The sequence below is a fragment of the Pseudomonas sp. S2_B07 genome, from assembly GCF_054668435.1.
The window spans coordinates 5,854,023-5,875,668 of record NZ_CP162769.1 but is presented as its reverse complement, the minus strand read 5'-3'; the positions used below and the strand labels follow the sequence as shown (position 1 = coordinate 5,875,668).

Genomic DNA, 21,646 nt, shown 5'->3' with positions numbered 1-21,646 from the left:
TGTGGAAAGCTGAGTAACCACTCCATGACATTCCCCTTTTGTAGAAGACCGTAGGAAGCTGGCAGGTCGTTTCAATACGTGGGTGTTTTTATTGTTATCGGTGCGCGAGGCTCAATGCAGCGCGAACAGGCGAGCTGCATCGACCCAAGTGGATTAAAGCGCAGCCTTGATCTTGCCGCTGGCTTCAGGGGTAACCCATTTAGTCCAGAGCGCTTCGTTGTTTTTCAGGAAATACTTGGCGCCTTCCTCACCGGTGGCCTGGTTGTCAGTCATCCAGGCAATCAGTTTATTCACCGTCTCGTTGGACCAGGCGCGCTTGTTCAGGTACGCCATGACCGTTGGCGAGCGAGCGGCGAAGGACTTGGTGGTGAGGGTGTAGACCCGATCAATCGGCCAGCCATTCGGTTTGGGATCAGGACAGTCAGCAACGGTATTGCAACGTTTCCACTCCGCCGCATCGACCGGATGGCCGTTGTCCAGCTTCACCATGGGGTACTTGCCCAGTAAAGCCGTGGGCTCCCAGTAAAACCCCAGCCAAGGCGCCTTGCGCTCGTAGGCTTTGGCGATGGAACCATCCAGCGCGGCGGCCGAACCGGTGTCCACCAGGACGAAACCGGCCTTCTCGAAATCGTAGGCCTTATAAAACTGACTGGTGACCACGGTGCCGCCCCAACCCTGCGGGCCGTTGTAGATCGCGCCTTTTTTCTTGTCGTCAGGGGCCGGGAACAGTTCGGGATGTTTTTTCACATCCTCGAAGCTTTTGATGTCCGGATGGGCATCGGCAATGTACTTCGGAATCCACCAGCCCTGCGAGCCGCCGTCGGATAACGAGTTCGCCGCCTGGATCAGGTTGCCACTTTGAATGCCGCTCCTGGCGACCTCCGGAACCAGGTCGATCCAGCCTTCGGGGGCGATGTCAGGCCGGCCCTTCTCGACCATGGAGGTGATGGTCGGAACCGTATCCCCGGTGACCAGATCGGCATTGCAACCGTAACCTGCGTTGAGAATCAGCTTGTCGACGTTGGCCATGACTTCAGCCGATTGCCAGTTCATGTTGGCAATCGTCACATCACCACACTCGGAGGCTGACACCCAACCGCTGAAGGCGACGATGCCGAGTGCAAGTCCCGTTTTCGAGAAAGACTTTAAATTCATAAACGCTAACCTCGATTGCGGCCAGAGTTAAGGAGGGCCAACTACCGCGTCATTGGACCTTCTTTCGTGTCAGCAGAATGGGCAAAGGGATTCATGCAACTGGCGACCGAGGCCGCTGAATCCAGACCTGCTTTTATTGTTTTATCAAATCCGCTGGCGAGCATGGCGTCGAGACCCGCCGCCGTGACCCCGCGATAATTGATGAGCGTCTGCAAGAGTTCGTCGACGGAGCGCCCATCGCCAATCAACTGACTGGCTTGCACCACCACTGCATGGCAAGCGCGCTGGGCGATTGCCGGTGGCAAACCGCTGCTCACGGCATGCTGAAACAGGCTGCGAGCCAACAATGCCGGGTAAGCAGGCCCTGTACCCACCAACGCCGTCAGGTAGTTCAAATGCCTTTCGCTGAAGACTTCATCGGCACCACCAAAGGTTTCGAACAAACACTGGGCGAACGCTTTTTGCTCTTCGCTGACCTGTTGAGTCGCCAGCCAGGGCGTATAAGATTTGCCGATTTCGGCAGCGGCATTCGCCATGGCGCGAATCACCTGCCGACTGCCGGTACGCTGCACCACATCTTCCAGAGAAACGCCTGCCATCAAGGAAATCACCAGCCGGTTTTCAGCGAAGATTTCTACCTCGGCAAACTGCTCGGGGCGCACGGACACGATGACCACCTCGCAGCGCTCCACCAACTCCTGGTTGTCGCTCGTTACCGTCACCTGTGACCACTTGGCACTCGTCAGCGGGTTGCTCGCACTGCGGTTCGAAAGCACCAAAGCCCCGGGCTGGACAAACGCCTTGTCGAGCATTGCCAGGGCAATCGAACGGCCAAGCCATCCCGATCCACCGATAATGCCTATCGTGGGTTCTTCGTACATGTGAACCTGCCTTCGTCAGTCAGACGTTGCGATCAGTCCTGGGTAGACGATGAATTCTCATCCATCACATACCCATGGCGGGAGTAGAAGCGTTTCAATTCACGCTCCAGGGGTTCCTGGCCGGTGAAGATCTTCACGTACTCGGGAATCCGCCGCATTCGCTCCCCGATATCCTCTCGGGTGTTGGTGCTGATGTAGCCAATCTGTGTCAGGTAAATCGTGCGGGCCCGCACATCGGCCCCCTCGTAGGTGTAGTCGAAGCGCATGAACATCCGGATCAAGGCTTCGCGGCGGGCAATGTCGGCCACGCGGATATGCTCGGACACTTCAGCGGACTGCAAGGCCCAACTGCGCATGGCAAATTCGAACTGTGAATCGAACAGATCGGGGTTCAGCCAACAGTCGAAAACATTGAGCATCGCTTCGGCAATGCTCTCGGCATAACACTCGGTCTGGGCGACCAGATTACCGGTGTTCTTCACCCGCCAGCGCTCGATCAAAGCAGCGAGCAGCTCTTCGCGGTCCTTGAAAAACCAGTAAAAGCTGGTTCTCGACAACCCCAGCTTTTTGGCCAGCGGCATCACCCGCACCGTGTCGACTCCGCACTCGGTCAGGCTTTCATAGGCTGCATCGAGCCACCCTTCCAGGGACCCTCTCCAGCCGGTTTCTACTGCTTTGGTTTGTTCGTTCATGGCTCGATCCTAGCCGCTCATACAACACCACGCAAGCAAAATGTACACCTGTGTCCATAGTGTTGACACAGGTGTACATTTCACCCTAACGTAATTTCAACGCAGGTCCTTGCCCGCTTTCGGAGAGTCTTGACGATGCTGAATGATCCGCTCCTCCAGCCCTATCAGTTGAAGCACCTGACTTTACGAAATCGCATCATGACCACCGCCCACGAACCGGCTTATCCCGTGGACGGCATGCCCAAGGAGCTCTATCGCGCCTACCACGTGGAACGGGCGAAGGCCGGCGTGGCTTTGACCATGACCGCAGGCTCCGCTGCGGTTTCCCGGGACAGCCCGCCGGTGTTCAACAACATCCTGGCCTACAAGGACGAGGTGGTCGGCTGGATGCGCGACCTGAGTGATGCCTGCCACGAACATGGCGCGGCCGTCATGATCCAGTTGACGCACCTGGGCCGGCGCACGCGCTGGGACAAGGGCGACTGGCTGCCCGTGGTGTCACCCTCGTTCGAGCGTGAAGCCTCCCATCGCTCCTTCCCGAAGAAGATGGAAGACTGGGATGTGGAACGCATCATCAAGGACTATGCCGACGCCGCCGAACGGATGAAGTTTGCAGGTCTGGACGGCATTGAGCTGCAAGCCTATGGGCACCTGATGGATCAATTCTGGTCGCCACTGACCAACGACCTCGATGCCCCCTACGGCGGCTCCATCGACAACCGGCTGCGCTTTACCTTCGACATCCTCAGCGCCATTCGCCAGCGCGTCGGCCACGAGTTCATCGTCGGCGTGCGTTATACCGGCGATGAATTGACGCCCGGCGGGCTGACCGCGGCGGATGGGCTGGACATCTCCAGGCGCTTGAAAGACAGCGGCATGGTGGACTTTCTCAATGTTGTCCGCGGCCACATCGACACCGACGCGGGTTTGACCGACCTGATTCCGATCCAGGGCATGCGCAATTCACCGCACCTGGACTTCGCGGGAGAAATTCGCGCCGCCACCGACTTCCCCACCTTTCACGCGGCGAAGATTCCAGACGTGGCCACCGCCCGCCATGCCATCGCCTCGGGCAAGATCGACATGGTGGGCATGACCCGCGCGCACATGACCGATCCGCATATCGTGCGCAAGATTATCGAAGGCCGCGAAGACGATATTCGCCCCTGTGTCGGCGCCAATTATTGCCTGGACCGGATCTATCAGGGCGGTGCTGCCTATTGCATTCACAACCCGGCCACCGGCCGCGAAACCAGCATGCCCCATGACATTCCCAAGGCGGCGAGCAAACGCAAGATTGTGATTGTCGGGGCTGGCGTCGCCGGGCTGGAAGCGGCGCGAGTGGCGGCCGAGCGCGGCCATGAGGTGGTGGTGTTCGAAGCCGCCAATCAGGCCGGTGGTCAGGTTCGGCTCACCGCGCAATCGGAACGCCGACGGGAAATGATCAGCATCGTCGAGTGGCGCATGGCCCAGTGCCTGGCACGTGGCGTCAGTTTTCGTTTCAATACCTGGGCCGAGGCCAGTACCGTCCACGACGAAAACCCGGACGTGGTGATCATCGCCACCGGCGGCCTGCCCCATACCGAGATTCTCTCGACAGGCAATGATCTGGTGGTCTCCACCTGGGACATTATTGCCGGGGATGTGAAACCCGGGCGCAATGTCCTGCTGTTCGACGACGCCGGTGATCATGCGGCGCTGCAAGCTGCCGAATTCATCGCCAGAAGTGGCGCAAAAGTCGAAATCATGACGCCGGACCGGACCTTCGCGCCGGAAGTCATGGCAATGAATCTGGTGCCGTACATGCGCTCGCTGCAAGCTTTGGATACCACCTTCACCGTCACCTTCAGGCTGCTCGCAGTCGAGCGCGAGGGGCAGGATCTGCTGGCAACGATCGACAGCGATTACGGCAGTGCGCGCAAGGTCCGACGCGTCGATCAAGTGGTGGTCAACCACGGCACCCGACCGCTGGACGAACTGTATTTCGAATTGAAATCCGCTTCCAGCAACGGCGGTGTGATCGAACATCAGGACCTGATCGTTGGCAACCCACAACAGGTGGTGACCAACCCGGACGGCAGATTTCAGTTGTTCCGCATCGGCGATGCCGTGGCTGCGCGCAACACCCACGCCGCGATCTATGATGCCTTGAGACTGGTGAAGGACTTGTAAACGAACCCAGGTGAAAAACATGCCAAGCGATGAAACACCCTCATGGAAAATTGCCGGGAAAAACGGCATCCAGGGACCGGTTGAAGGCTCTCTTTATTATTCGTCCTCAATGGATGACTGGTTGCCGACGAAGGCTGAAGGCTTCTGGATCAAGCCGCTGTTCGAGGACAGCGAACGCGGCGAAAAAACCATGCTGATGAAAGTCGACCCTGGCGCCCAAGTCGCCAGTCATACCCATGAAGGCGAGCTGGAACAACTGTTCGTTTTGCAAGGCTCCTTCTACGACCAGGACCGCACACTGAACGTCGGCGACTACTGTTGCCGCGCTCCGAACGCGGCACACAGTGCGGGCTCGGTGCAGGGGGCCGTCCTGATGGTGATCTATACACGCCGATGACGGTTTCACCAGGGGCGATTTTTCCAACCGCCTAATCCCTTTCCAGCGTGTAAAGTAGCAGCCATACAATCATATTCAGGAACCGACTATGACCGTGGCCAAATCTTCCTTCGACATCAGTGCAAACTTCGACAGCGGCAACATTGAAGTGCTGGATATCAGCAACCCGCTTCAAGCGCTGCTGGCCATCAAACCTGACACCCGCAGCCCGCACTTCCAGTGGTTCCACTTCAAGGCCAGCGGTCTGCACGTCGGTCAAGAGCACTGGTTTCGCCTGAACAACGCCAGCAAGTCCTCGTACAACAAAGCCTGGGACGGTTATCAGGCTGTTGCGTCGTACGACCACGTCAACTGGTTCCGCGTACCGACTATCTTCGAAGGCGACTGCCTGCGCTTCAGCCTCGAGGCCACCGCTACTCACGCCTGGTTCGCCTATTTCGAACCTTACAGCCGTGGCCGTCATGACTGGCTGATCGAACAGGCACTGACCAAGGCCGGCACCGAGCTGCTGGCGACCGGCAAGAGTGTTGAAGGGCGCGACATTCAGTTGTTGCGCAAAGGTACCGGTGCCGAAGGCCGGCGCAAGGTCTGGATGATCGCTCAGCAACACCCTGGCGAACACATGGCCGAATGGTTCATGGAAGGCGTGATCGAGCGCCTGGAAAAGCACGACGACCCGGTGTTGAACAAACTGCTGGCCAGCGCCGACCTGTACCTGATCCCGAACATGAACCCGGACGGCGCCTTCCACGGTCACCTGCGCACCAACGCCATGGGCCAGGACCTGAACCGTGCCTGGCAGAGCGCCAGCCAGGAGATCAGCCCGGAAGTGCTGTTCGCGCAACAGCAGATGGAAAAATATGGCGTCGACCTGTTCCTCGACATCCATGGCGATGAAGAAATCCCGTACGTGTTCACCGCTGGCTGCGAAGGCAACCCGGGCTTTACGCCGCGCATCGAAAAACTCGAAGAGCATTTCCGCAGCCATCTGAAACACCTGACCAAGGATTTCCAGACCAAGCACGGCTACACCCGCGACGAGCCGGGAAAAGCCAACATGACCCTGGCCTGCAACAGCGTCGGTCAGAAGTTCGACTGCCTGTCGTTGACCCTGGAGATGCCGTTCAAGGACAACGACGATGCTCCGAATGCGCTGACAGGCTGGTCCGGCAAGCGCTCCAAGCAATTGGGCAAGGACGTGCTGACCACCGTCGCCGACATGATCGACACCCTGCGCTGATCACCCGAATCCTGTACGTTCGGCTCATGTAGCAGCTGCCGAAGGCTGCGTTCGACAGCGGCTACATGAGCCGAACGCAGGCTGCGCCAGCTGCTACAGGGATCAGCCGCGGTCCTTGCCCCGCAACATGCTGTCCAGCACATCATCGCGCCGCACCCAGCCGTGAAACAACGCCGCCGCCAAATGCAGCAGCACGGTCAAGAACAGCAAATACGCCAAATACCCATGCGCCTTGCGTAAAAACGCAAACACCTGCGCATTGGCCGGCAGGATCGATGGCAACTGGAACGAGTTGCTGAGCATCACCGGATCACCCGCCGCCGAAATCATTGCCCAACCGAGCAACGGCAACACGAACATCAAGGCATACAGCAAGACGTGCGAGGCCTTGGCTGCCAGCGCCTGCCAGCTCGGCAAATCGGCCGGCAACGGCGGTTGTCGGGTGGAAAAGCGCACGAACAAACGCACGATCACCAGCAGCAGAATCGCAATGCCCAACGGTTTGTGCAGATGGATCAACCACTCATGGCGCTCGGACACCGAAGCCACCATCCCCGCACCGATAAACAGCATCGAAATGATCATCAGCGCCATCAGCCAATGCAGCAGCCGCGCCAATGGCGCGAAATGGTTCGGTTGGGCGCTCATTGTTGAGCCTCCTGTTTAGCGGCGGGCAACTGACTGACTTCACTGGTGCGGCGCAAGTAGGAACTGGCGTAACCGGCTGAACGAGCCGCGAGCAACGGGTCGTCGGAACCTTCGATACCACTGGGCAACACGAGCGGGTCGTAGTTGATGTCACGGCACTCGCCATTGAGTTGCGGCTGGGTACGTTCAAGGACCAGCGTGCCGGCGTTCAACACTTTGCGACCATCGGGCCAGGCCTTGCTGGCGTCGTTGACCGGGTCCCCCGGGTTGGCCAGCGTGATCATCAACTGCCAACGCAACGGTCCGGCCGACAAGCGCTGAACCAGGTCTTTCTCCAGAAAATCGCTGCCTTCAGGTGCTGTGGCGCCCGCCGCATCCTGTGCCACCGGCACCATGTTCCAACGCACTGCCTGGCGTTGACCGGCCGCATTCACCAGGTAGAACGCATTGACGCTGTTGTACGTCTCGGTCGCATAACTGGCCGACGGCTTGGCGGTTTTGATCCAGGCCAGGAACGGCGCCGCTTCCGGATGGGAGCCGAAGAATGCCGGGACCGCCGCCGGATCAGGTTTACCCGTGGCGGGAAGCGGCGACTGGGCTTGCTGCAATTGATAGAACGCTTCAGGCGTGCCCACCGGGAACACCGGCATGCTGTTCATCCCGGTGCGCCACTGCTGGCCATTGGCCTGGGTAAATCGCAACGCCATGCTGCGAATCGGCACGGCGCTGTCAGGCGCGTAAGGATTGCCGGCGGGCAATGCGAACCGCCCGACCACCGGGGTCTGTGCTTCGCTGAACACCTGGGCACTGGAATAATTGCGCGCTTCACTGCTGCTTTCGAAATGGCCGATCACGCACACGCCTTTGGCGTGATTGCGCCGGAAACCCGGGTGCACGCCGTTGTTGGTTTCCAGCACATTGATCAGTTTTTTCGGTGTCAGACGTTGTGGGTCAAAGGTGCCGTTGACGTAGGCAAAGGCCCCGGCCAACGCGGCGACCACCACGGCAATGCCGGTCAGGCGTAACGTCAGGCTTGCGCCACTCAGCGGTGGCCGGGTGGGCCCGGTTGGCGGTGTTGAGCGATCAACCATGAAAGACTCCAGGGCCATCGGCCACAGGGGGAAGGAGCTATGAGACGAACGTCACGTAGGATTATTCCCCCTGAACTGTAGTTTCTTTCAAAGCGTCGCGAGCGACGAATACTCAAACCCCATCAGGCAGGGTTAAAACATGCCTCACGTTTATCGAGAAAAGCCTGCATGCCTTCTTTTTGCCCGGGGGTTGCAAACAACCCATGGAACGCCCTTCGCTCGTGCAACAGGCCTTCGCGTAATCCCGGCTCCAGCGCGCGATCAACCGCTTCGCGCGCTGCCATGGTGGCGGTTTTGGCGAAACCGGCGATGGTCTGCGCCGCCGCCAGGGATTCTTCCAGCAGGTCGGCGGCGGCAATGACTCTCGACACCAGCCCTGCCCGCTCGGCCTCCTGGGCAGACATCGAGCGGCCGGTCAGGATCATGTCCATGGCTTTGGATTTTCCGATCAGGTGCGTGAGACGCTGGGTGGCGCCCATGCCGGGCATCACGCCCAGTTTAATTTCCGGTTGAGCAAATCGCGCCGTATCGGCCGCAAAGATCAAGTCGCACATCATCGCCAACTCGCAGCCGCCACCAAACGCATAACCGGCGACCGCGGCCAGCGTGGGGGTGCGTAACGTGGCAAAGGCTTCCCACCCGGCAAAATAATCCTCGTGGACCATGTCCAGATAGGACTTTTGGCTCATCTCCTTGATGTCGGCACCCGCCGCGAAATAGTCCACGGTACCGGTCAGGACGAAACACCCCACCCCCGGATCCCGATCCAACCGTTGCAGGGTGTCCAGCAATTCGCGCATGACCTCATCGCTCAGGGCGTTCCGGGCTTGCGGGCGGTTCAGACGAATCAAGACGACTCGATCATGATGTTCGATCAATGTGTGCATGGTGACCTCTTTGAAAAATAGTTGAAGGGTTAATAGCCAGCGCTCACGTCAGGAATCCCAGATCGCGCCGTAGGCTGGAATGCCTCGACTCTCCATTTCCTCGACCACTCGCTGAGTCAGTGTCTGGTTGGAAATGCAGATCACGGCCTCTGCACCGAACGCTTGAACCGCGTCATAGGCCAGTTGCACCAGATCGGGTTTGCCGAGCACATCGGTGTCCCAGATCAAGGCGTCGGGCTGGGCCTGAAGAATCTCCTCCACCAGCTCGTCACCGTAGGTTTTTCGTGGGTTGCGGGTCGACCAGATCAGATGGATCGGCACTTGCCTTGCGAGCAGATGGGGCAGCACCGGGCCGATACCGCTGCCGGTGGCGACATACACCACCGACTTGAACAGGGTTTCGATGTGCGCCACGCCAGCGGTGGTAATGCCTTTGACCCAGACATGAGTTGGCATTTGCTCGATGAATTCGCCGGTCCAGTCCCCGGCCCGGGAAATGATCAGCCGAAAACCGGCCTCCCCCGGCGTGGGAATGTTGGCAAACGAATGCCATTCCAACAGCGGGTTGAGACTGATGGCGTTGGACGAACCGGCAAATGGCGTGACATGCCCGAACCGGGCAATGACGGCGTGGGATGAAGTCCTGAGTAACTGCACCGGCACTTTGCGCAAACGCAACCATGGCAACGCAATGCTGAACGTCAGCACCATCAGCATCCAGAAGGGCACCGAGGTGGCCAGCACCTCTTGCAGCGGCACTTGCGGGTTCTGATCACGAGCAAACAGAAGGGTCGAGCCCCAAAACATGACGAGTGCGGCCCAGCCACCGAAGCGGTGAGTTCGCTCGAACCCATTGTGGAAACGCGAACGAATCCACGGATGCGCCATGGTCGCCACCAGTAGCAACACCCCCAACAGCCCTGCATTCACCCAAAGCAGCGCGGTCGAAACGCCACCTTTGCCGTCAATCCAATGCCAACCCAATGAGCCCAGCAACGCCACGAACCAACCCATGGCGGCCAAGGCTCCGCCACTGTGCAGGCCCCCCAAGTGATAGACCTTGGCCAATGAGCGACGAATCATCAGTGGCCAATGGGTGGGGGCCCGGGTGGCCAGCCAGAACAGCAGATTGATGACGTATTGCTGGCGGATCAAAATCGCCATCGACAGATTCGCCACTACCAGCCCCGCCAGCGTTTCAAGGGCAATACCGGTGGATGTCCACCATTGCCCGGCGTTCAATCCATGCACCAGCGCGGCACCATTGAGTATCAGGACCAGTGCCACAAGCCGGTTGTAATGGGAAAACCACGGCAGCGTTCCAAGGCGTCGCCACAGCGCACGCTTGGCGGGTAAACCGCGAGCGGCGCTCATGCGCTCACCCTCGATACAGCGTTGGCATCAAGGTTGGCCTGCTGCGCCTGGGCCAGCAGCCGCCGCTTGTCGACTTTACCCCGTGAAGTCAGGGGAATGTGGTCCACGGCGATGATCAACGAAGGGACGCAATAATAGGCGAGGCGCGCCTCACAGCGACGTCGCGCCGCTTCGATGTCGGTGGACGCAGGGCTGACGAAGGCCACCAGATGACGACTGTCGAGTTTCAGCGTAACCGCTCGCTCGCAGGCGTCGCATGACTCCAGCACCGCCGACACACTGTCGAGCTCAACCCGAAAGCCCCTCACCTTGACCTGATCATCAACGCGTCCCAAGTGTTCGAGCTCGCCCTCCTCCGTCCAGCGCCCCAGGTCGCGAGTCCGAAACATCATCCGGTCCTGACCCAGAAATGGATCGGGTCGATAACGTTCGGCGGTGAGCGCCGCATTCCCCAGGTAACCCGCCGTTACGCAATCCCCGCCCGCCCACATTTCCCCTTGCACCCCAGTGGCACACGGTCGACCGTCTTCATCGAGTACGTATACCGTGTTATTGGGCGTGGGTTTGCCGATGGTCAGGGGCCTGCCGGCCTGATACCGCTGCATGGTGTTGACGATGGTGGTCTCGGTCGGGCCGCAGGCATTGTAAAACGTGCAAAACGACGACCAGTGATCGGCCAGTGGCTGTGGGCACGGCTCGCCGGCAACGGCCACGACCTTGGCCTGTTGGCAACGCGCGGGATCGAGTGTGCCGAGAATCGACGGCGTGGCGATCAGTACGTCGCATTGCTCGGCGGTCTGAGCAACGTCTTTGCCCCGGATCATCAACGTCGCGCCATGGGCCAGGCAACCCAGAATCTCCCACGCGGCCATATCGAAGGCGATGTTCAGCATCTGCCCGACCTTGAACCCAGGCTTCATGCCGAGGTTGCCCGGTTCCGTCAGCAGAATATTGCAGACATTGCGGTGGGTAACCCGAACCCCGTTGGGCTGCCCGGTGGTGCCGGAGGTGAACAACAGGAAGCACAGTAGATCCGGGATCGTTGACGGCGTACCGGCCACGTTCACTTCGTCCGATGAGGTGGTCGGGGCTGTCATGAAATCATCAAGGCATATGCAGTGCTGCGCTGCTGTCAGGGGAATCTGCGACTCAAGATTCGACAGCGTCAGCACAAGACGCGTGGCGGCAACCTCCATGATATGGCGCAATTGTGTCGCGGGGGTGATCCCCACGTGCTGGGGAATGTAGGCCGCGCTCGCCTTCAATACGGCCAACATGCCCACCAGCATGGGGATCGAGCGTTCCACGAACAGGGCAACGTGATCACCGGGCTTGACGCCCTGGCTGATCAACACGGCAGCCAGTCGATTGGCCTGCCTGTTCAATTCGTTGTAGGTGATGGATTCACCTTGCCAAAGGGCCGCAATACCTTGTGGATGGGTCACGGCTTGCGCTTCGATTGCGTGATGAATCAAGGAGAACGCGGGCTTGACCGTCGGCCCACGGCCCAATGTCTGCCAAAGGTCATGATCCACAGCTGGCGCAGGCATCGGCGAAAAGACCACTGCGGGTTTGAGGGTGATAGCGTGCTCTTGCATGTCAAAAATCTCATCGGGCTCTATGTTCAAGCTCAAGACCGGACGGTGGCGCCGAGCCGACTGACTGGCTGGACGGAATGCCGCTTGCGCTTGTTACGAGGGTTGAGCCACGACGCTTGACGCAATTACAGGATTACAACCAATGAAGAAAAGTCCTACAAAAAACAGTCCGTGGGATTTTCTTTTACGGCAGAGGGAATAACCTGCGTCAGACGGCGTCTTCCTTGTCACTGCCGCCCTTCACTGACTCAGAACCCGCCCTATCCCATGAACGATATCGACGAACAACTCAGAGAAATCATTCCCAGGCTCCGGCGCTTCGCCGTGTCGCTGACGCGCAATCCCAGCAGCGCCGACGATCTGGTGCAGTCGAGTCTGGAACGAGCGCTGTCGAGTTGGGCGGACAAACGCCCCGAAGGCGACTTGCGCGCCTGGCTGTTTTCGATACTGTACCGGCAGTTTCTGGATGCCCACCGCCGTTCCCGGCGCTATGCGCGGATGCTCGAATTCTTTACCGGGCGTGACGACGCACAGCCCTCGGTCGAACGCACGGTGATTGCTCAATCGACGCTGCAAGCCTTCGACCGACTCACCACCGAACAGCGCGCCCTGCTGCTCTGGGTGTCGGTGGAAGGTTTGAGTTATAAAGAGGTCGCCGAGATTCTCGACGTCCCCACCGGCACCGTGATGTCCCGCCTGTCCCGCGCCCGCCAGGCCTTGCGCCAGCTCAGCGACGGCGAAATCATCAGCCCATCTTTGCGGATACTCAAATGATCAGCATGCCCCCGAGCGAGCGTGACCTGCACGCCTACGTCGATCACCAACTCAACGACGCCGACCGACGTCTGGTGGAAACGTATCTGGCCAGCCACCCGGAAACGGCCGCGCAAGTGCGCGCCTGGCAGCACGACGCCCAACAACTGCGCGCAGCCATGAGCGGCGCCCTGCACCACACCGCCAACCCGGACCTCGACCCGGCACTGATTCGCCAGCGTCTCAAACGCCAGTCGCGTCGTCATCTGGCCAGTGCAGCGGTGCTGTTGATTGCCGTCAGCGTCGGTGGGTTGAGCGGCTGGCAAGCGCGCCAAATGACCCTGCCCAGTCCCCCGCTGCCGATGACCGATGCGCTGCAGGCTTACCGGCTGATCGCCCAGCAGGGCATTCTGCCGGCCGACTACACGGTCAGCGACGATGGCGACATGCAGGGCTGGCTCGACCGTTATTTCACCCGCGCCAATCGCCTGCCGGACCTGTCGAGCGCAGGCTTCAAACCGGTCAGCGGCCGTTTGCTCAGCACCGAGCAAGGGCCGGCGGCGATGGTGGTTTACGAGGATCAGGGCGGGCACAAGATCAGCTTCTACGTGCGCCCACCGGGACCGAAAAACATTTTCCTGCCGCGAGGCAGTCGCAGCGATGGCGAGTTGCAGGCCGAATATTGGTCCGGCAGCGGCTACAACTACGCGATGGTCAGCCCGAGCGACACGCCGACGGCGCAGATGCTCAAGCAAACGGAGCAGTTCTGACCACCTAAAGGGATTCGGCGTCGATCACAAAACCTGGCCCCCCCAATCAACGGTAGGAGTGAGCCTGCTCGCGATAGCGGTGGGTCAGTCAACAGCAATGCTGGATGTACCGACCTCATCGCGAGCAGGCTCACTCCTGCAAGGGGTTCAGCGATCTGTTCAGCCCTGCCCAAACACCTGTGAAGGCCGGCGCAGCAGCGGATCGAATGGATTAATCCGCGGCCCGATCATCGCCGCTTCGCGCTTGAGCATCTCCACCACCGTCGGCAATCGATCCGGCCCCAGCCGGTCACTCACCGTCGCCACACTCAACGCCGCCACCGCCCGCCCCTCTCGATCCAGAATCGGCACCGCCACCCCGGCCATGCCTTGCAGCACACCGGTGTTGCGCCCCGCATACCCCAACGCACGCACGTTCTCGACCTCCGAGCGCAGGAACACTTCGTCGTACAAATGGAACTCCTTGAGTCGCGGCAAGTTGTAGTGGATCACCGTATCGCGCTCCTCCTCCGGCAGGAACGCCAGAATCGCCAGGCTGCCCTGGCCCACGCCCAGCGCCACGCGCCCGCCGATATCGCCGGTGAACGTGCGGATCGGAAACGGCCCTTCGCTGCGGTCCAGGCAGATCGCGTCAAAACCGCTGCGCGCCAGTAAAAACAACGAATCCCCCAACGACGCCGAGAGCCGCAGCAACGACGGCCGCACCAGTTCACGCAGGTTGCCGGTATTGCCCGCTCGCGCCGCCAAGGCAAAAAAATCCAGGCTCAGGCGATAACGTTTGCTGCGCACATCCTGCTCGACCATGCCCTCGTCCATCAGGCTGCGCAACAAACGGTGCGTGGTCGGTTGCGACAAGCCAATGCGCTGCGCCAGTTGTGTCACGCGCTCCCCGCCCTCGACGGTGTCACCGAGGCTGCGCAACACGGCAAACAATCGGGAGACCGCACCGACACCGACTTCATTCTTGTTTTCATTCCGCTCAGTGGAATCTGACATGTGGTTTCTCGACAATAAATTTACTCACTGAATGAAATCGAAAATAGTCATCGCTTCAGTGAAATAGGCCATTGAGCCCATCCTAGTCTTCGTCCTAATCTGCGTCCACAGGGGCGATTCGAACAACAGCGGCAGCCGACTCCAGTCGAGCGCCAACGCACCCCGCAAGACCTTTTCGTATCTGCCCATACAAAAAAGCGCGCCTTCGGGTGACGCATAACAATCTCAGGTGGAGCGCAGTCATGGCTTTTGTGCAACTTGAAGGACTCGGCAAACGTTACGGTGAGATCGACGCCGTCGTCGCCACTAACCTCTCGGTAGAGAAAGGCGAGTTCGTGTCCCTGCTCGGTCCGTCCGGGTGCGGCAAAACCACCACCCTGCAAATGATCGCCGGCTTCGTCGAAGTCACCAGCGGTCGCATCCTGCTCGACGGCCGCGACATCACCCACGCCAAACCCGCCAGCCGTGGACTGGGCGTGGTGTTCCAGAGTTACGCGCTGTTCCCGCACATGACCGTCAAGGACAACGTCGCCTTCGGCCTGCGGATGCGCAAAGTGCCCGCCGCCGAGTTGCAGCAACGCGTGGCCCGGGTGTTGAAACTGGTGCGCCTGGATCAACACGCCGAGCGTTATCCCCGCGAGCTTTCCGGTGGTCAGCGCCAGCGTGTGGCACTGGCCCGGGCCTTGGTGATCGAGCCGCCGGTGTTGCTGCTCGACGAGCCGCTGTCCAACCTCGATGCCAACCTGCGCGAAGAGATGCAGTTTGAAATCCGCCGCATCCAGCGCGAAGTCGGGATCACCACGCTGATGGTCACCCACGACCAATCCGAAGCGCTGTCCATCAGCGACCGCGTGGTGGTGATGCAGGCCGGGCGCATCACGCAAATCGACGCGCCCTACACCCTCTACGAACATCCGCGCACCGAGTTCATTTCCGGCTTCGTCGGCAAAGCCAACCTGCTGCCCGGCGAGCGTGACAGTGCCGGCGTGGTGCAGGTGCGCAGTGGCGGCGACCTGACCCTGAGCCTGCGCCCGGAAAAAATAGATCTGCGCGAACAAGATCACGGGCGTCTGCAAGGCAAGATTGCCAGCCGCTTCTTCCTCGGCAGCCAATGGTTATACGGCGTCTCCACGGCCTTGGGTGACATCAGTGTGGTGCGTCGCAACGACGGCTCGACGCCGCTGAACGAAGGCACGGCGGTCGGCCTCGACTGGGATGCAAAGTTGCTGCGGGTGCTGACGGTCGACGAGGTGTCGGCATGAGTACGTTGGCCGCCGTTCGCCAGGGGCGTCAGGGCTACTTGTTGTCGGCACCGGCCCTGGCGTTGTACATCAGCCTGTTGGCCATCCCGCTGCTACTGACGCTGGTGTTGTCGTTCAACGTCTTCGACTACAGCTCGGGGATCAAGAGCGACGCCTACACCCTCAGTCACTACAGCAGCCTGCTGGGCGACCCGTACTTCTACGAAATCTTTCTGCGCACGATGTGGATCAGCGCCCTGACCACCCTGCTGTGCGTGGTGATCGGCGTGCCCGAGGCTTACATCCTCAGCCGCATGGGCGCGCCGTGGCGTTCGATCTTTCTGATCTTGATCCTCACGCCGCTGCTGATTTCGGTGGTGGTGCGCGCGTTCGGCTGGAGCCTGCTGCTCGGCGCCGACGGCCTGGTCAATCAAACCCTGCAAGCCTTTGGCGGTTCGCCGATGAAGCTGTTGTACACGCCGTTTGCGGTGGTGATTGCGCTGGTCCACGTGATGCTGCCGTTCATGATCATTCCGGTCTGGACCTCACTGCAGAAACTCGACCCGGCCGCCGAACAAGCCGCGATGTCCCTCGGCGCCAGTCACTTCACGGTGATGCGCCAGGTGATTCTGCCGCAGATCATGCCCGGCGTTCTTTCCGGCACCTTGATCGTGTTCGGCCTCGCCGCCAGCTCATTTGCGATCCCCGGCCTGCTGGGCGGGCGTCGCCTGAAAATGGTCGCCACGCTGATCTACGACCAGTACCTGTCGGAGCTGAACTGGCCGATGGGCGCGGCGATTGCCGTGGCGCTGCTGGTGCTCAACCTGCTGATCATGCTGTCGTGGAACCGGATGATCGAAGGCCGCTACAAAAAGTCATTGGGATAACTCGTCATGTCCAAGAACGGTCCTTTCGCCCTGCTGTTTCACGCCCTGGTGGTGCTGTTCATGCTCGCGCCGCTGGTGGTGGTCTGCCTCGTCGCGTTCACCCCGGAAAACACCCTGAGCCTGCCGACCACCGAGTTTTCCCTGCGCTGGTTCCGCGCGGTGTTCGAGCGCGCCGACTTTGTCGATGCGTTCTACAACAGTTTGATCCTGGCGTTTTGCTCCGCCAGCCTGGCGACCCTGATTGCGGTGCCGGCGGCGTTGGCAATCACCCGTTTCGAGTTTCCCGGACGGGATTTTTTCAACGGTCTGTTCCTGTCGCCGATCATCATTCCGCACCTGGTGCTGGGCGTTGCCTTGCTGCGTCTGTTTGCGCTGATGGGGGTCAACGGCAGCTTCGCCTGGCTGATTTTCGCCCACGTGCTGGTGATCACGCCGTACGTGCTGCGACTGGTGCTGGCGTCGGCCATTGGCCTGGACCGCAGCGCCGAACATGCCGCGCAATCCCTCGGCGCCGGGCGCTTCACGCTGTTCCGGGAAATCACCTTGCCGATGATTCTGCCGGGCGTTGCGGGGGGCTGGTTGCTGGCGTTCATCAACAGCTTTGACGAGGTCACGCTGTCGATTTTCGTTACCTCGCCGGCCACGCAAACCCTGCCGGTGCGCATGTACGTGTACGCCACCGAATCCATCGATCCGATGATGGCGGCGGTGTCGGCCCTGGTGATCGCGCTGACCGCGCTGACGATGATTCTGCTTGATCGGGTCTACGGCCTTGATCGGGTGCTGGTGGGAAAACAATGAGGGCGCCATGGCTTTGCTGAAACGACTGGCCGAGGGCGATCGCCCGGCCGTGAACTTTACCCTCGACGGCCAACCGGCCAGCGCCCTGCTCGGCGACACCGTGCTGACCGCGGTGCTGACCTGCAGCGAGCACCTGCGCGGCAGCGACTTCAGCGCCGAACCCCGCGCCGGGTTCTGCCTGATGGGCGCGTGCCAGGACTGCTGGGTCCGCCTGGGCGACGGCCGACGCGTCCGCGCGTGCTCGACGCTGCTTGAAACCGACCACCACATCACCCGCGAACCGGGGCGCTCGCTATGAACACCGTGTCTATCTGCCGAAACCTCCCCCCTGTGGGAGCGGGCTTGCCCGCGATGGCGGACTTTCAGCCAACATCGATTTTGAATGTGCGATCGTCATCGCGGGCAAGCCCGCTCCCACAGGGATTTTGTGGCTGTCGGCTAAAGGGTGGTGGGTATGAAGAAGCCTGTGGTCATCATCGGCGCCGGCCCCGCCGGGATTCGGGCGGCGCAGACGCTGGTGGCACATGGCGTTCACCCGGTGTTGCTGGATGAAGCCGCGCGCGGTGGCGGGCAGATTTATCGGCGTCAGCCGGCCAACTTCAAGCGCTCGGCGGTCAAGTTGTATGGCTTCGAAGCACGCAAGGCCAAGGCGCTGCATCAGACCCTCGATACCCTGCGCGAACAGCTCGACTATCGGCCCGACACCCTGGTGTGGAACGCCGAAGCGGAGGCGCTCGACACGCTGCATGAAGGCCGCGCCGCACGCATTGAGTTCTCCCGCGTGATTGTCGCCACGGGCGCCACCGACCGGATTCTGCCGGTGCAAGGCTGGACGCTGCCAGGCGTCTACAGCCTCGGCGCCGCGCAGATCGCCCTGAAATTCCAGGGCTGCGCCATCGGTGAACGCGTGGTGTTCGCCGGCAGCGGCCCGTTGCTGTACCTGGTCGCGTACCAATACGCCAAGGCCGGTGCGAAGGTGGTCGCGGTACTCGACAGTTCGCCGTTCAGTGCCCAGGTCCGCGCCCTGCCCGGCCTGCTCGCGCAACCGGCCACGCTGGCTAAAGGCATTTATTACCGCAGCTGGTTGAGCGCTCACGGCATCCCGGTGCATCAGGGCGCCACCTTGCAACGCATCGAGGGCGAACACCGCGTGCGGTCGCTGAACTGGTCCGACGCAAAGGGCGAACATCAAATGGCATGCGACGCCGTCGCGTTCGCCCATGGCTTGCGCAGCGAAACCCAACTCGCCGATTTGCTCGGCTGCGAATTTGCCTGGAACCCGCTCAACCGCGCCTGGCTACCGCAACGTGACAGCGCCGGACGCAGCAGTGTCGCCGAGGTGTACCTGGCCGGTGACGGCGCCGGGATCATGGGCGCCGATGCCGCGGAAATGGCCGGTGAACGAGCCGCCTTGGCGGTGCTCGAAGACAGCGGCCACCTGATCGCGCCACAGCGCTGCGTCCAACTCGAGCAATCGCTCACCCGGATAAACACCTTTCGCAAAGGGCTGGAACAGGCCTTCATCTTCCCCGAACACTGGGCAGCCCAAACCGCTGACGAGGTGATGATCTGTCGCTGCGAAGAAGTGCGCGCCGGTGACATCCGTCAGGTTGTGCGCGAGGGCCACTGGGAAATCAACCGGGTCAAAGCCCATTGCCGCGCGGGCATGGGTCGCTGCCAGGGGCGGATGTGCGGCGCCGCCACCGCAGAAATCATTGCCGGTGAGAGTCAGCGTGCCGTGTCGCAGATCGGTCGGCTGCGCGCACAGGCGCCGGTCAAGCCGCTGCCGTTTGGCCTGGAGGTCGAATCGTGATCGAAGTCGATGCGATCATCATCGGCGGCGGCATTGTCGGCGCCTCGGCCGCCCTGTTCCTCAGCAAAGCCGGACGTCGCGTGGCGTTGCTGGAGCGGGACTTTTGCGGCTCGCATTCCAGCGGTGTGAATTATGGCGGCGTGCGGCGTCAGGGTCGACCGCTGTCACAACTGCCCTTGTCGCAACGGGCACACGAGATCTGGGAACAACTGCCCCAGTTGATTGGCATTGACGGTGAATATCAACGCAGCGGTCATTTGAAGCTCGCACGCAGCCTCGACGACTTGCGTGCGTTGCAGGATTACGCCGCCAGCAGCCAGGGTTTCGGCCTCGATTTGCAGCTACTGGATCGCGCTGAATTGCGCGCACGTTTTCCCTGGGTCGGCGACGTCGCCGTGGGTGCTTCGTATTGCCCCGACGACGGTCACGCCAACCCGCGACTGGTCTCACCCGCCTTCGCCCAAGCCGCGCGGCGCCACGGCGCACAGGTGCATGAACAGTGCGCCGTCACTGCGGTGGAGCACGACGGCCAGTGCTTTCGGGTCAGCGCCCACAACGGTCTGGAACTGCACGCGCCATGGCTGCTGAACTGCGCCGGCGCCTGGGCCGGCCACCTCGCCGAACAGTTCGGCGAAGCAGTGCCCATGCACGCCGGGCACCCGGCGATGCTGGTCACCGAGCCGTTGCCACTGGTGATGAACGCCAGCACCGGCGTCGAAGGCGGCGGCATTTATGCCCGTCAGGTCGCTCGCGGTAATTGCGTGCTTGGCGGTGGACAGGGCTTTGCCCTCGACGCGGCCCGCGCACGCCCCGGCCAGCAGGCGGTGATCGAAATCCTGCGCCAGGCCGTCGAGCTCTATCCATTTCTTGAAGGCGCCCAGGCGATTCGCACCTGGAGCGGCACCGAAGGTTATCTGCCCGACCGCCAACCGGTGATCGGGCACAGCAGCACGCAACCCGGCTTGTTGCACGCGTTCGGCTTTGCCGGCGCGGGTTTCCAGATCGGGCCGGCGGTGGGCCAGGCGCTCACCGAGATCATCTGCAACGGCGCCTCGTCGACGTCGCTGGATGCGTTTTCCATCACCCGGTTTCACTCCATTTCCGTAGCTTGATAGAGGAAGGTCGCGCCAATGAATCATTTCAAACGCACTGCACTGCTCGGATTTTCATGCCTGAGCGCCCTGCTCACGGTGACCCAGGCTCACGCCGAGCCGACGCTTTACCTGGGCATGAACGGCGGGACCATGGAGCGGCTGTACGCCGACAAGGTGTTGCCGGTGTTCGAAAAAGCCAACAACGTCAAAGTGGTCATCGTGCCCGGCACCTCCGCCGACATCCTGGCCAAGGTCCAGGCCAGCAAAGGCAACCCGCAGTTGCACGTGATGTTCCTCGACGACGGCATCATGTACCGCGCCATCGCCATGGGCCTGTGCGACAAACTTGAGGACAGCCCGACCCTGGCGCAGATTCCGGCCAAGGGCCGAATCAAGGACCAGGCCGTGGCAGTGAGCCTCGGCGTCACCGGGCTGGCGTACAACACCCGGTTATTCAAGGAAAAAGGCTGGAGCGCGCCGACGTCGTGGATGGACATGGCCGACCCGCGCTTCAAGGACAAACTGGTGTTCCAGTCGATGGCCTCGTCGACCTTCGGCCTGCACGGTTTCCTGATGTTCAACCGCATTCAGGGCGGCAGCGAAACCGACGTCGAGCCGGGATTCAAGGCCTGGCCGAACACCGTCGGGCGCAACGTGCTGGAATACATTCCGAGCTCGGCGAAAATTTCAGAAATGCTTCAGACCGACGAAGCCGCGCTGTTCCCGTTGACCCCGACTCAAGTCACCGCGCTGAAGCTCAAAGGCATGCCGGTCGAGTACGCGCAACCGAAGGAAGGCGCCGTGGTGCTCAACGTTGCCGAGTGCGCCATCGCCAACAATACCCAGCCGGAACTGGCACAAAAACTCGCCGCGTTCCTGCTGACGCCTGAAGCGCAAGCCGCCGCACTTGAAGACGGCGACCAGATCCCCTCCAACCCGAACACCCCGACCACCGACAAGACGCGCGGCCAGGTCGAGGCGATGAAGCATTACCTGGAAACAGCGATTGCCATCGATTGGGACCAGGTCAACGAACAGCGCCCGGCGTGGAACGCACGCTGGAATCGCAGCATCGAACGCTAGATAACCGCCCCCGCACCCAGCTCGGCAGCCACACGATTGATGTAGCAGCTGTCGAGCTCCAGGGGTCTACCCG

Annotated in this window: 21 protein-coding genes; 12 read left to right on the top strand and 9 right to left on the bottom strand. The window is 61.1% G+C overall.

The annotated features are described in order from the left end of the window. Nucleotides 1–153 precede the first annotated feature (153 nt). Genes AB4N43_RS27010 through AB4N43_RS27000 form a run of 3 tightly spaced genes read right to left on the bottom strand, consistent with a single transcriptional unit; the run spans nt 154 to nt 2,728 of the window. On the bottom strand, nt 154–1,155 hold the full coding sequence (locus AB4N43_RS27010; RefSeq protein WP_027925059.1) for an ABC transporter substrate-binding protein: 1,002 nt from the start codon (nt 1,153–1,155) through the stop codon (nt 154–156). A 41-nt stretch (nt 1,156–1,196) separates the two neighbouring features. Further along, nucleotides 1,197–2,036 carry a pyrroline-5-carboxylate reductase family protein gene (locus AB4N43_RS27005; RefSeq protein ID WP_027925058.1) on the bottom strand — a complete coding sequence of 280 codons (840 nt, stop codon included), beginning with the start codon at nt 2,034–2,036 and terminating at the stop codon, nt 1,197–1,199. 32 nt (nt 2,037–2,068) lie between these two features. Beyond that, entirely contained in the window at nt 2,069–2,728 is a 660-nt protein-coding gene (locus AB4N43_RS27000; RefSeq protein ID WP_460152284.1) for a TetR/AcrR family transcriptional regulator, read from the bottom strand. A 135-nt stretch (nt 2,729–2,863) separates the two neighbouring features. On the opposite strand from AB4N43_RS27000, the gene AB4N43_RS26995 reads away from it, so the two are divergent. The 3 genes from AB4N43_RS26995 (at nt 2,864) to AB4N43_RS26985 (ending at nt 6,537) form a co-directional block, all read left to right on the top strand. After that, nucleotides 2,864–4,900, top strand: coding sequence for an NADH:flavin oxidoreductase (locus AB4N43_RS26995; RefSeq protein ID WP_027925057.1), 2,037 nt, complete (start codon nt 2,864–2,866; stop codon nt 4,898–4,900). Nucleotides 4,901–4,919: 19 nt separating this feature from the next. Then, entirely contained in the window at nt 4,920–5,297 is a 378-nt protein-coding gene (locus AB4N43_RS26990) for a cupin domain-containing protein (protein WP_194940368.1), read from the top strand. A gap of 88 nt (nt 5,298–5,385) precedes the next feature. Further along, nucleotides 5,386–6,537, top strand: coding sequence for a M14 family metallopeptidase (locus tag AB4N43_RS26985; protein ID WP_027925056.1), 1,152 nt, complete (start codon nt 5,386–5,388; stop codon nt 6,535–6,537). Between the two features lie 102 nt (nt 6,538–6,639). Here the strand turns inward: AB4N43_RS26985 and AB4N43_RS26980 are convergent, their stop codons facing one another. From AB4N43_RS26980 to AB4N43_RS26960, 5 genes are all read right to left on the bottom strand, one after another. Next, nucleotides 6,640–7,185 (bottom strand): cytochrome b, encoded by a 546-nt coding sequence (locus AB4N43_RS26980; RefSeq protein WP_027925055.1) that lies wholly within the window; start codon nt 7,183–7,185, stop codon nt 6,640–6,642. Beyond that, nucleotides 7,182–8,276 (bottom strand): catalase family peroxidase, encoded by a 1,095-nt coding sequence (locus AB4N43_RS26975; RefSeq protein WP_410922915.1) that lies wholly within the window; start codon nt 8,274–8,276, stop codon nt 7,182–7,184. Before AB4N43_RS26975 ends, AB4N43_RS26980 begins: the two co-directional genes overlap by 4 nt. A 122-nt stretch (nt 8,277–8,398) precedes the next feature. After that, nucleotides 8,399–9,163 (bottom strand): enoyl-CoA hydratase-related protein, encoded by a 765-nt coding sequence (locus AB4N43_RS26970; RefSeq protein ID WP_059182561.1) that lies wholly within the window; start codon nt 9,161–9,163, stop codon nt 8,399–8,401. 48 nt (nt 9,164–9,211) lie between these two features. Then, a complete protein-coding gene (locus AB4N43_RS26965; protein WP_027925052.1) occupies nt 9,212–10,537 on the bottom strand; it encodes a ferredoxin reductase domain-containing protein in 1,326 nt (441 codons plus the stop codon). Beyond that, the gene (locus tag AB4N43_RS26960; RefSeq protein ID WP_460154237.1) at nt 10,534–12,087 is read right to left on the bottom strand and encodes an amino acid adenylation domain-containing protein; all 1,554 of its coding nucleotides are present in this window, start codon (nt 12,085–12,087) and stop codon (nt 10,534–10,536) included. Before AB4N43_RS26960 ends, AB4N43_RS26965 begins: the two co-directional genes overlap by 4 nt. Nucleotides 12,088–12,402: 315 nt before the next feature. Between AB4N43_RS26960 and AB4N43_RS26955 the strand changes: the two genes are divergently transcribed. Further along, a complete protein-coding gene (locus AB4N43_RS26955; protein ID WP_027925050.1) occupies nt 12,403–12,909 on the top strand; it encodes an RNA polymerase sigma factor in 507 nt (168 codons plus the stop codon). Then, a complete protein-coding gene (locus AB4N43_RS26950) occupies nt 12,906–13,658 on the top strand; it encodes an anti-sigma factor family protein (protein WP_027925049.1) in 753 nt (250 codons plus the stop codon). Before AB4N43_RS26955 ends, AB4N43_RS26950 begins: the two co-directional genes overlap by 4 nt. A 159-nt stretch (nt 13,659–13,817) precedes the next feature. Here AB4N43_RS26950 and AB4N43_RS26945 read toward each other — a convergent pair whose 3' ends face one another. Then, a complete protein-coding gene (locus AB4N43_RS26945) occupies nt 13,818–14,654 on the bottom strand; it encodes an IclR family transcriptional regulator (RefSeq protein ID WP_460152279.1) in 837 nt (278 codons plus the stop codon). Nucleotides 14,655–14,896: 242 nt separating this feature from the next. Between AB4N43_RS26945 and AB4N43_RS26940 the strand changes: the two genes are divergently transcribed. The 7 genes from AB4N43_RS26940 to AB4N43_RS26910 all read left to right on the top strand — a co-directional run bounded on the left by AB4N43_RS26940 (nt 14,897) and on the right by AB4N43_RS26910 (nt 21,573). Then, on the top strand, nt 14,897–15,916 hold the full coding sequence (locus AB4N43_RS26940) for an ABC transporter ATP-binding protein (protein ID WP_027925047.1): 1,020 nt from the start codon (nt 14,897–14,899) through the stop codon (nt 15,914–15,916). Next, a complete protein-coding gene (locus tag AB4N43_RS26935; RefSeq protein ID WP_059182559.1) occupies nt 15,913–16,782 on the top strand; it encodes an ABC transporter permease in 870 nt (289 codons plus the stop codon). Before AB4N43_RS26940 ends, AB4N43_RS26935 begins: the two co-directional genes overlap by 4 nt. Nucleotides 16,783–16,788: 6 nt before the next feature. Further along, nucleotides 16,789–17,583, top strand: a complete 795-nt coding sequence (locus AB4N43_RS26930; RefSeq protein WP_460152276.1) for an ABC transporter permease — start codon at nt 16,789–16,791, stop codon at nt 17,581–17,583. A 7-nt stretch (nt 17,584–17,590) separates the two neighbouring features. Next, a complete protein-coding gene (locus tag AB4N43_RS26925; protein WP_027925044.1) occupies nt 17,591–17,881 on the top strand; it encodes a (2Fe-2S)-binding protein in 291 nt (96 codons plus the stop codon). 156 nt (nt 17,882–18,037) lie between these two features. Next, nucleotides 18,038–19,396, top strand: a complete 1,359-nt coding sequence (locus AB4N43_RS26920; RefSeq protein WP_460152274.1) for an FAD/NAD(P)-dependent oxidoreductase — start codon at nt 18,038–18,040, stop codon at nt 19,394–19,396. Continuing rightward, nucleotides 19,393–20,508 (top strand): NAD(P)/FAD-dependent oxidoreductase, encoded by a 1,116-nt coding sequence (locus AB4N43_RS26915; protein ID WP_194940374.1) that lies wholly within the window; start codon nt 19,393–19,395, stop codon nt 20,506–20,508. The genes AB4N43_RS26920 and AB4N43_RS26915 overlap by 4 nt, the downstream gene beginning before the upstream one ends. An 18-nt stretch (nt 20,509–20,526) precedes the next feature. After that, nucleotides 20,527–21,573: an ABC transporter substrate-binding protein gene (locus AB4N43_RS26910; protein WP_194940375.1), complete on the top strand. Its 1,047-nt coding sequence runs from the start codon at nt 20,527–20,529 to the stop codon at nt 21,571–21,573. Nucleotides 21,574–21,646: the final 73 nt, after the last annotated feature.

Excerpts from the sequence above, each read along its gene's own strand:
- AB4N43_RS27000 (WP_460152284.1), bottom strand. The coding sequence starts at position 2,728 with ATGAACGAACAAACCAAAGCAGTAGAAACCGGCTGGAGAGGGTCCCTG.
- AB4N43_RS26965 (WP_027925052.1), bottom strand. The coding sequence starts at position 10,537 with ATGAGCGCCGCTCGCGGTTTACCCGCCAAGCGTGCGCTGTGGCGACGC.
- AB4N43_RS26960 (WP_460154237.1), bottom strand. The coding sequence starts at position 12,087 with ATGCCTGCGCCAGCTGTGGATCATGACCTTTGGCAGACATTGGGCCGT.
- AB4N43_RS26970 (WP_059182561.1), bottom strand. The coding sequence starts at position 9,163 with ATGCACACATTGATCGAACATCATGATCGAGTCGTCTTGATTCGTCTG.
- AB4N43_RS26910 (WP_194940375.1), top strand. The coding sequence starts at position 20,527 with ATGAATCATTTCAAACGCACTGCACTGCTCGGATTTTCATGCCTGAGC.
- AB4N43_RS26985 (WP_027925056.1), top strand. The coding sequence starts at position 5,386 with ATGACCGTGGCCAAATCTTCCTTCGACATCAGTGCAAACTTCGACAGC.
- AB4N43_RS26995 (WP_027925057.1), top strand. The coding sequence starts at position 2,864 with ATGCTGAATGATCCGCTCCTCCAGCCCTATCAGTTGAAGCACCTGACT.
- AB4N43_RS26945 (WP_460152279.1), bottom strand. The coding sequence starts at position 14,654 with ATGTCAGATTCCACTGAGCGGAATGAAAACAAGAATGAAGTCGGTGTC.
- AB4N43_RS27010 (WP_027925059.1), bottom strand. The coding sequence starts at position 1,155 with ATGAATTTAAAGTCTTTCTCGAAAACGGGACTTGCACTCGGCATCGTC.
- AB4N43_RS26990 (WP_194940368.1), top strand. The coding sequence starts at position 4,920 with ATGCCAAGCGATGAAACACCCTCATGGAAAATTGCCGGGAAAAACGGC.
- AB4N43_RS26950 (WP_027925049.1), top strand. The coding sequence starts at position 12,906 with ATGATCAGCATGCCCCCGAGCGAGCGTGACCTGCACGCCTACGTCGAT.
- AB4N43_RS26935 (WP_059182559.1), top strand. The coding sequence starts at position 15,913 with ATGAGTACGTTGGCCGCCGTTCGCCAGGGGCGTCAGGGCTACTTGTTG.
- AB4N43_RS26980 (WP_027925055.1), bottom strand. The coding sequence starts at position 7,185 with ATGAGCGCCCAACCGAACCATTTCGCGCCATTGGCGCGGCTGCTGCAT.
- AB4N43_RS26925 (WP_027925044.1), top strand. The coding sequence starts at position 17,591 with ATGGCTTTGCTGAAACGACTGGCCGAGGGCGATCGCCCGGCCGTGAAC.
- AB4N43_RS26940 (WP_027925047.1), top strand. The coding sequence starts at position 14,897 with ATGGCTTTTGTGCAACTTGAAGGACTCGGCAAACGTTACGGTGAGATC.
- AB4N43_RS26955 (WP_027925050.1), top strand. The coding sequence starts at position 12,403 with ATGAACGATATCGACGAACAACTCAGAGAAATCATTCCCAGGCTCCGG.
- AB4N43_RS26920 (WP_460152274.1), top strand. The coding sequence starts at position 18,038 with ATGAAGAAGCCTGTGGTCATCATCGGCGCCGGCCCCGCCGGGATTCGG.
- AB4N43_RS26930 (WP_460152276.1), top strand. The coding sequence starts at position 16,789 with ATGTCCAAGAACGGTCCTTTCGCCCTGCTGTTTCACGCCCTGGTGGTG.
- AB4N43_RS27005 (WP_027925058.1), bottom strand. The coding sequence starts at position 2,036 with ATGTACGAAGAACCCACGATAGGCATTATCGGTGGATCGGGATGGCTT.
- AB4N43_RS26975 (WP_410922915.1), bottom strand. The coding sequence starts at position 8,276 with ATGGTTGATCGCTCAACACCGCCAACCGGGCCCACCCGGCCACCGCTG.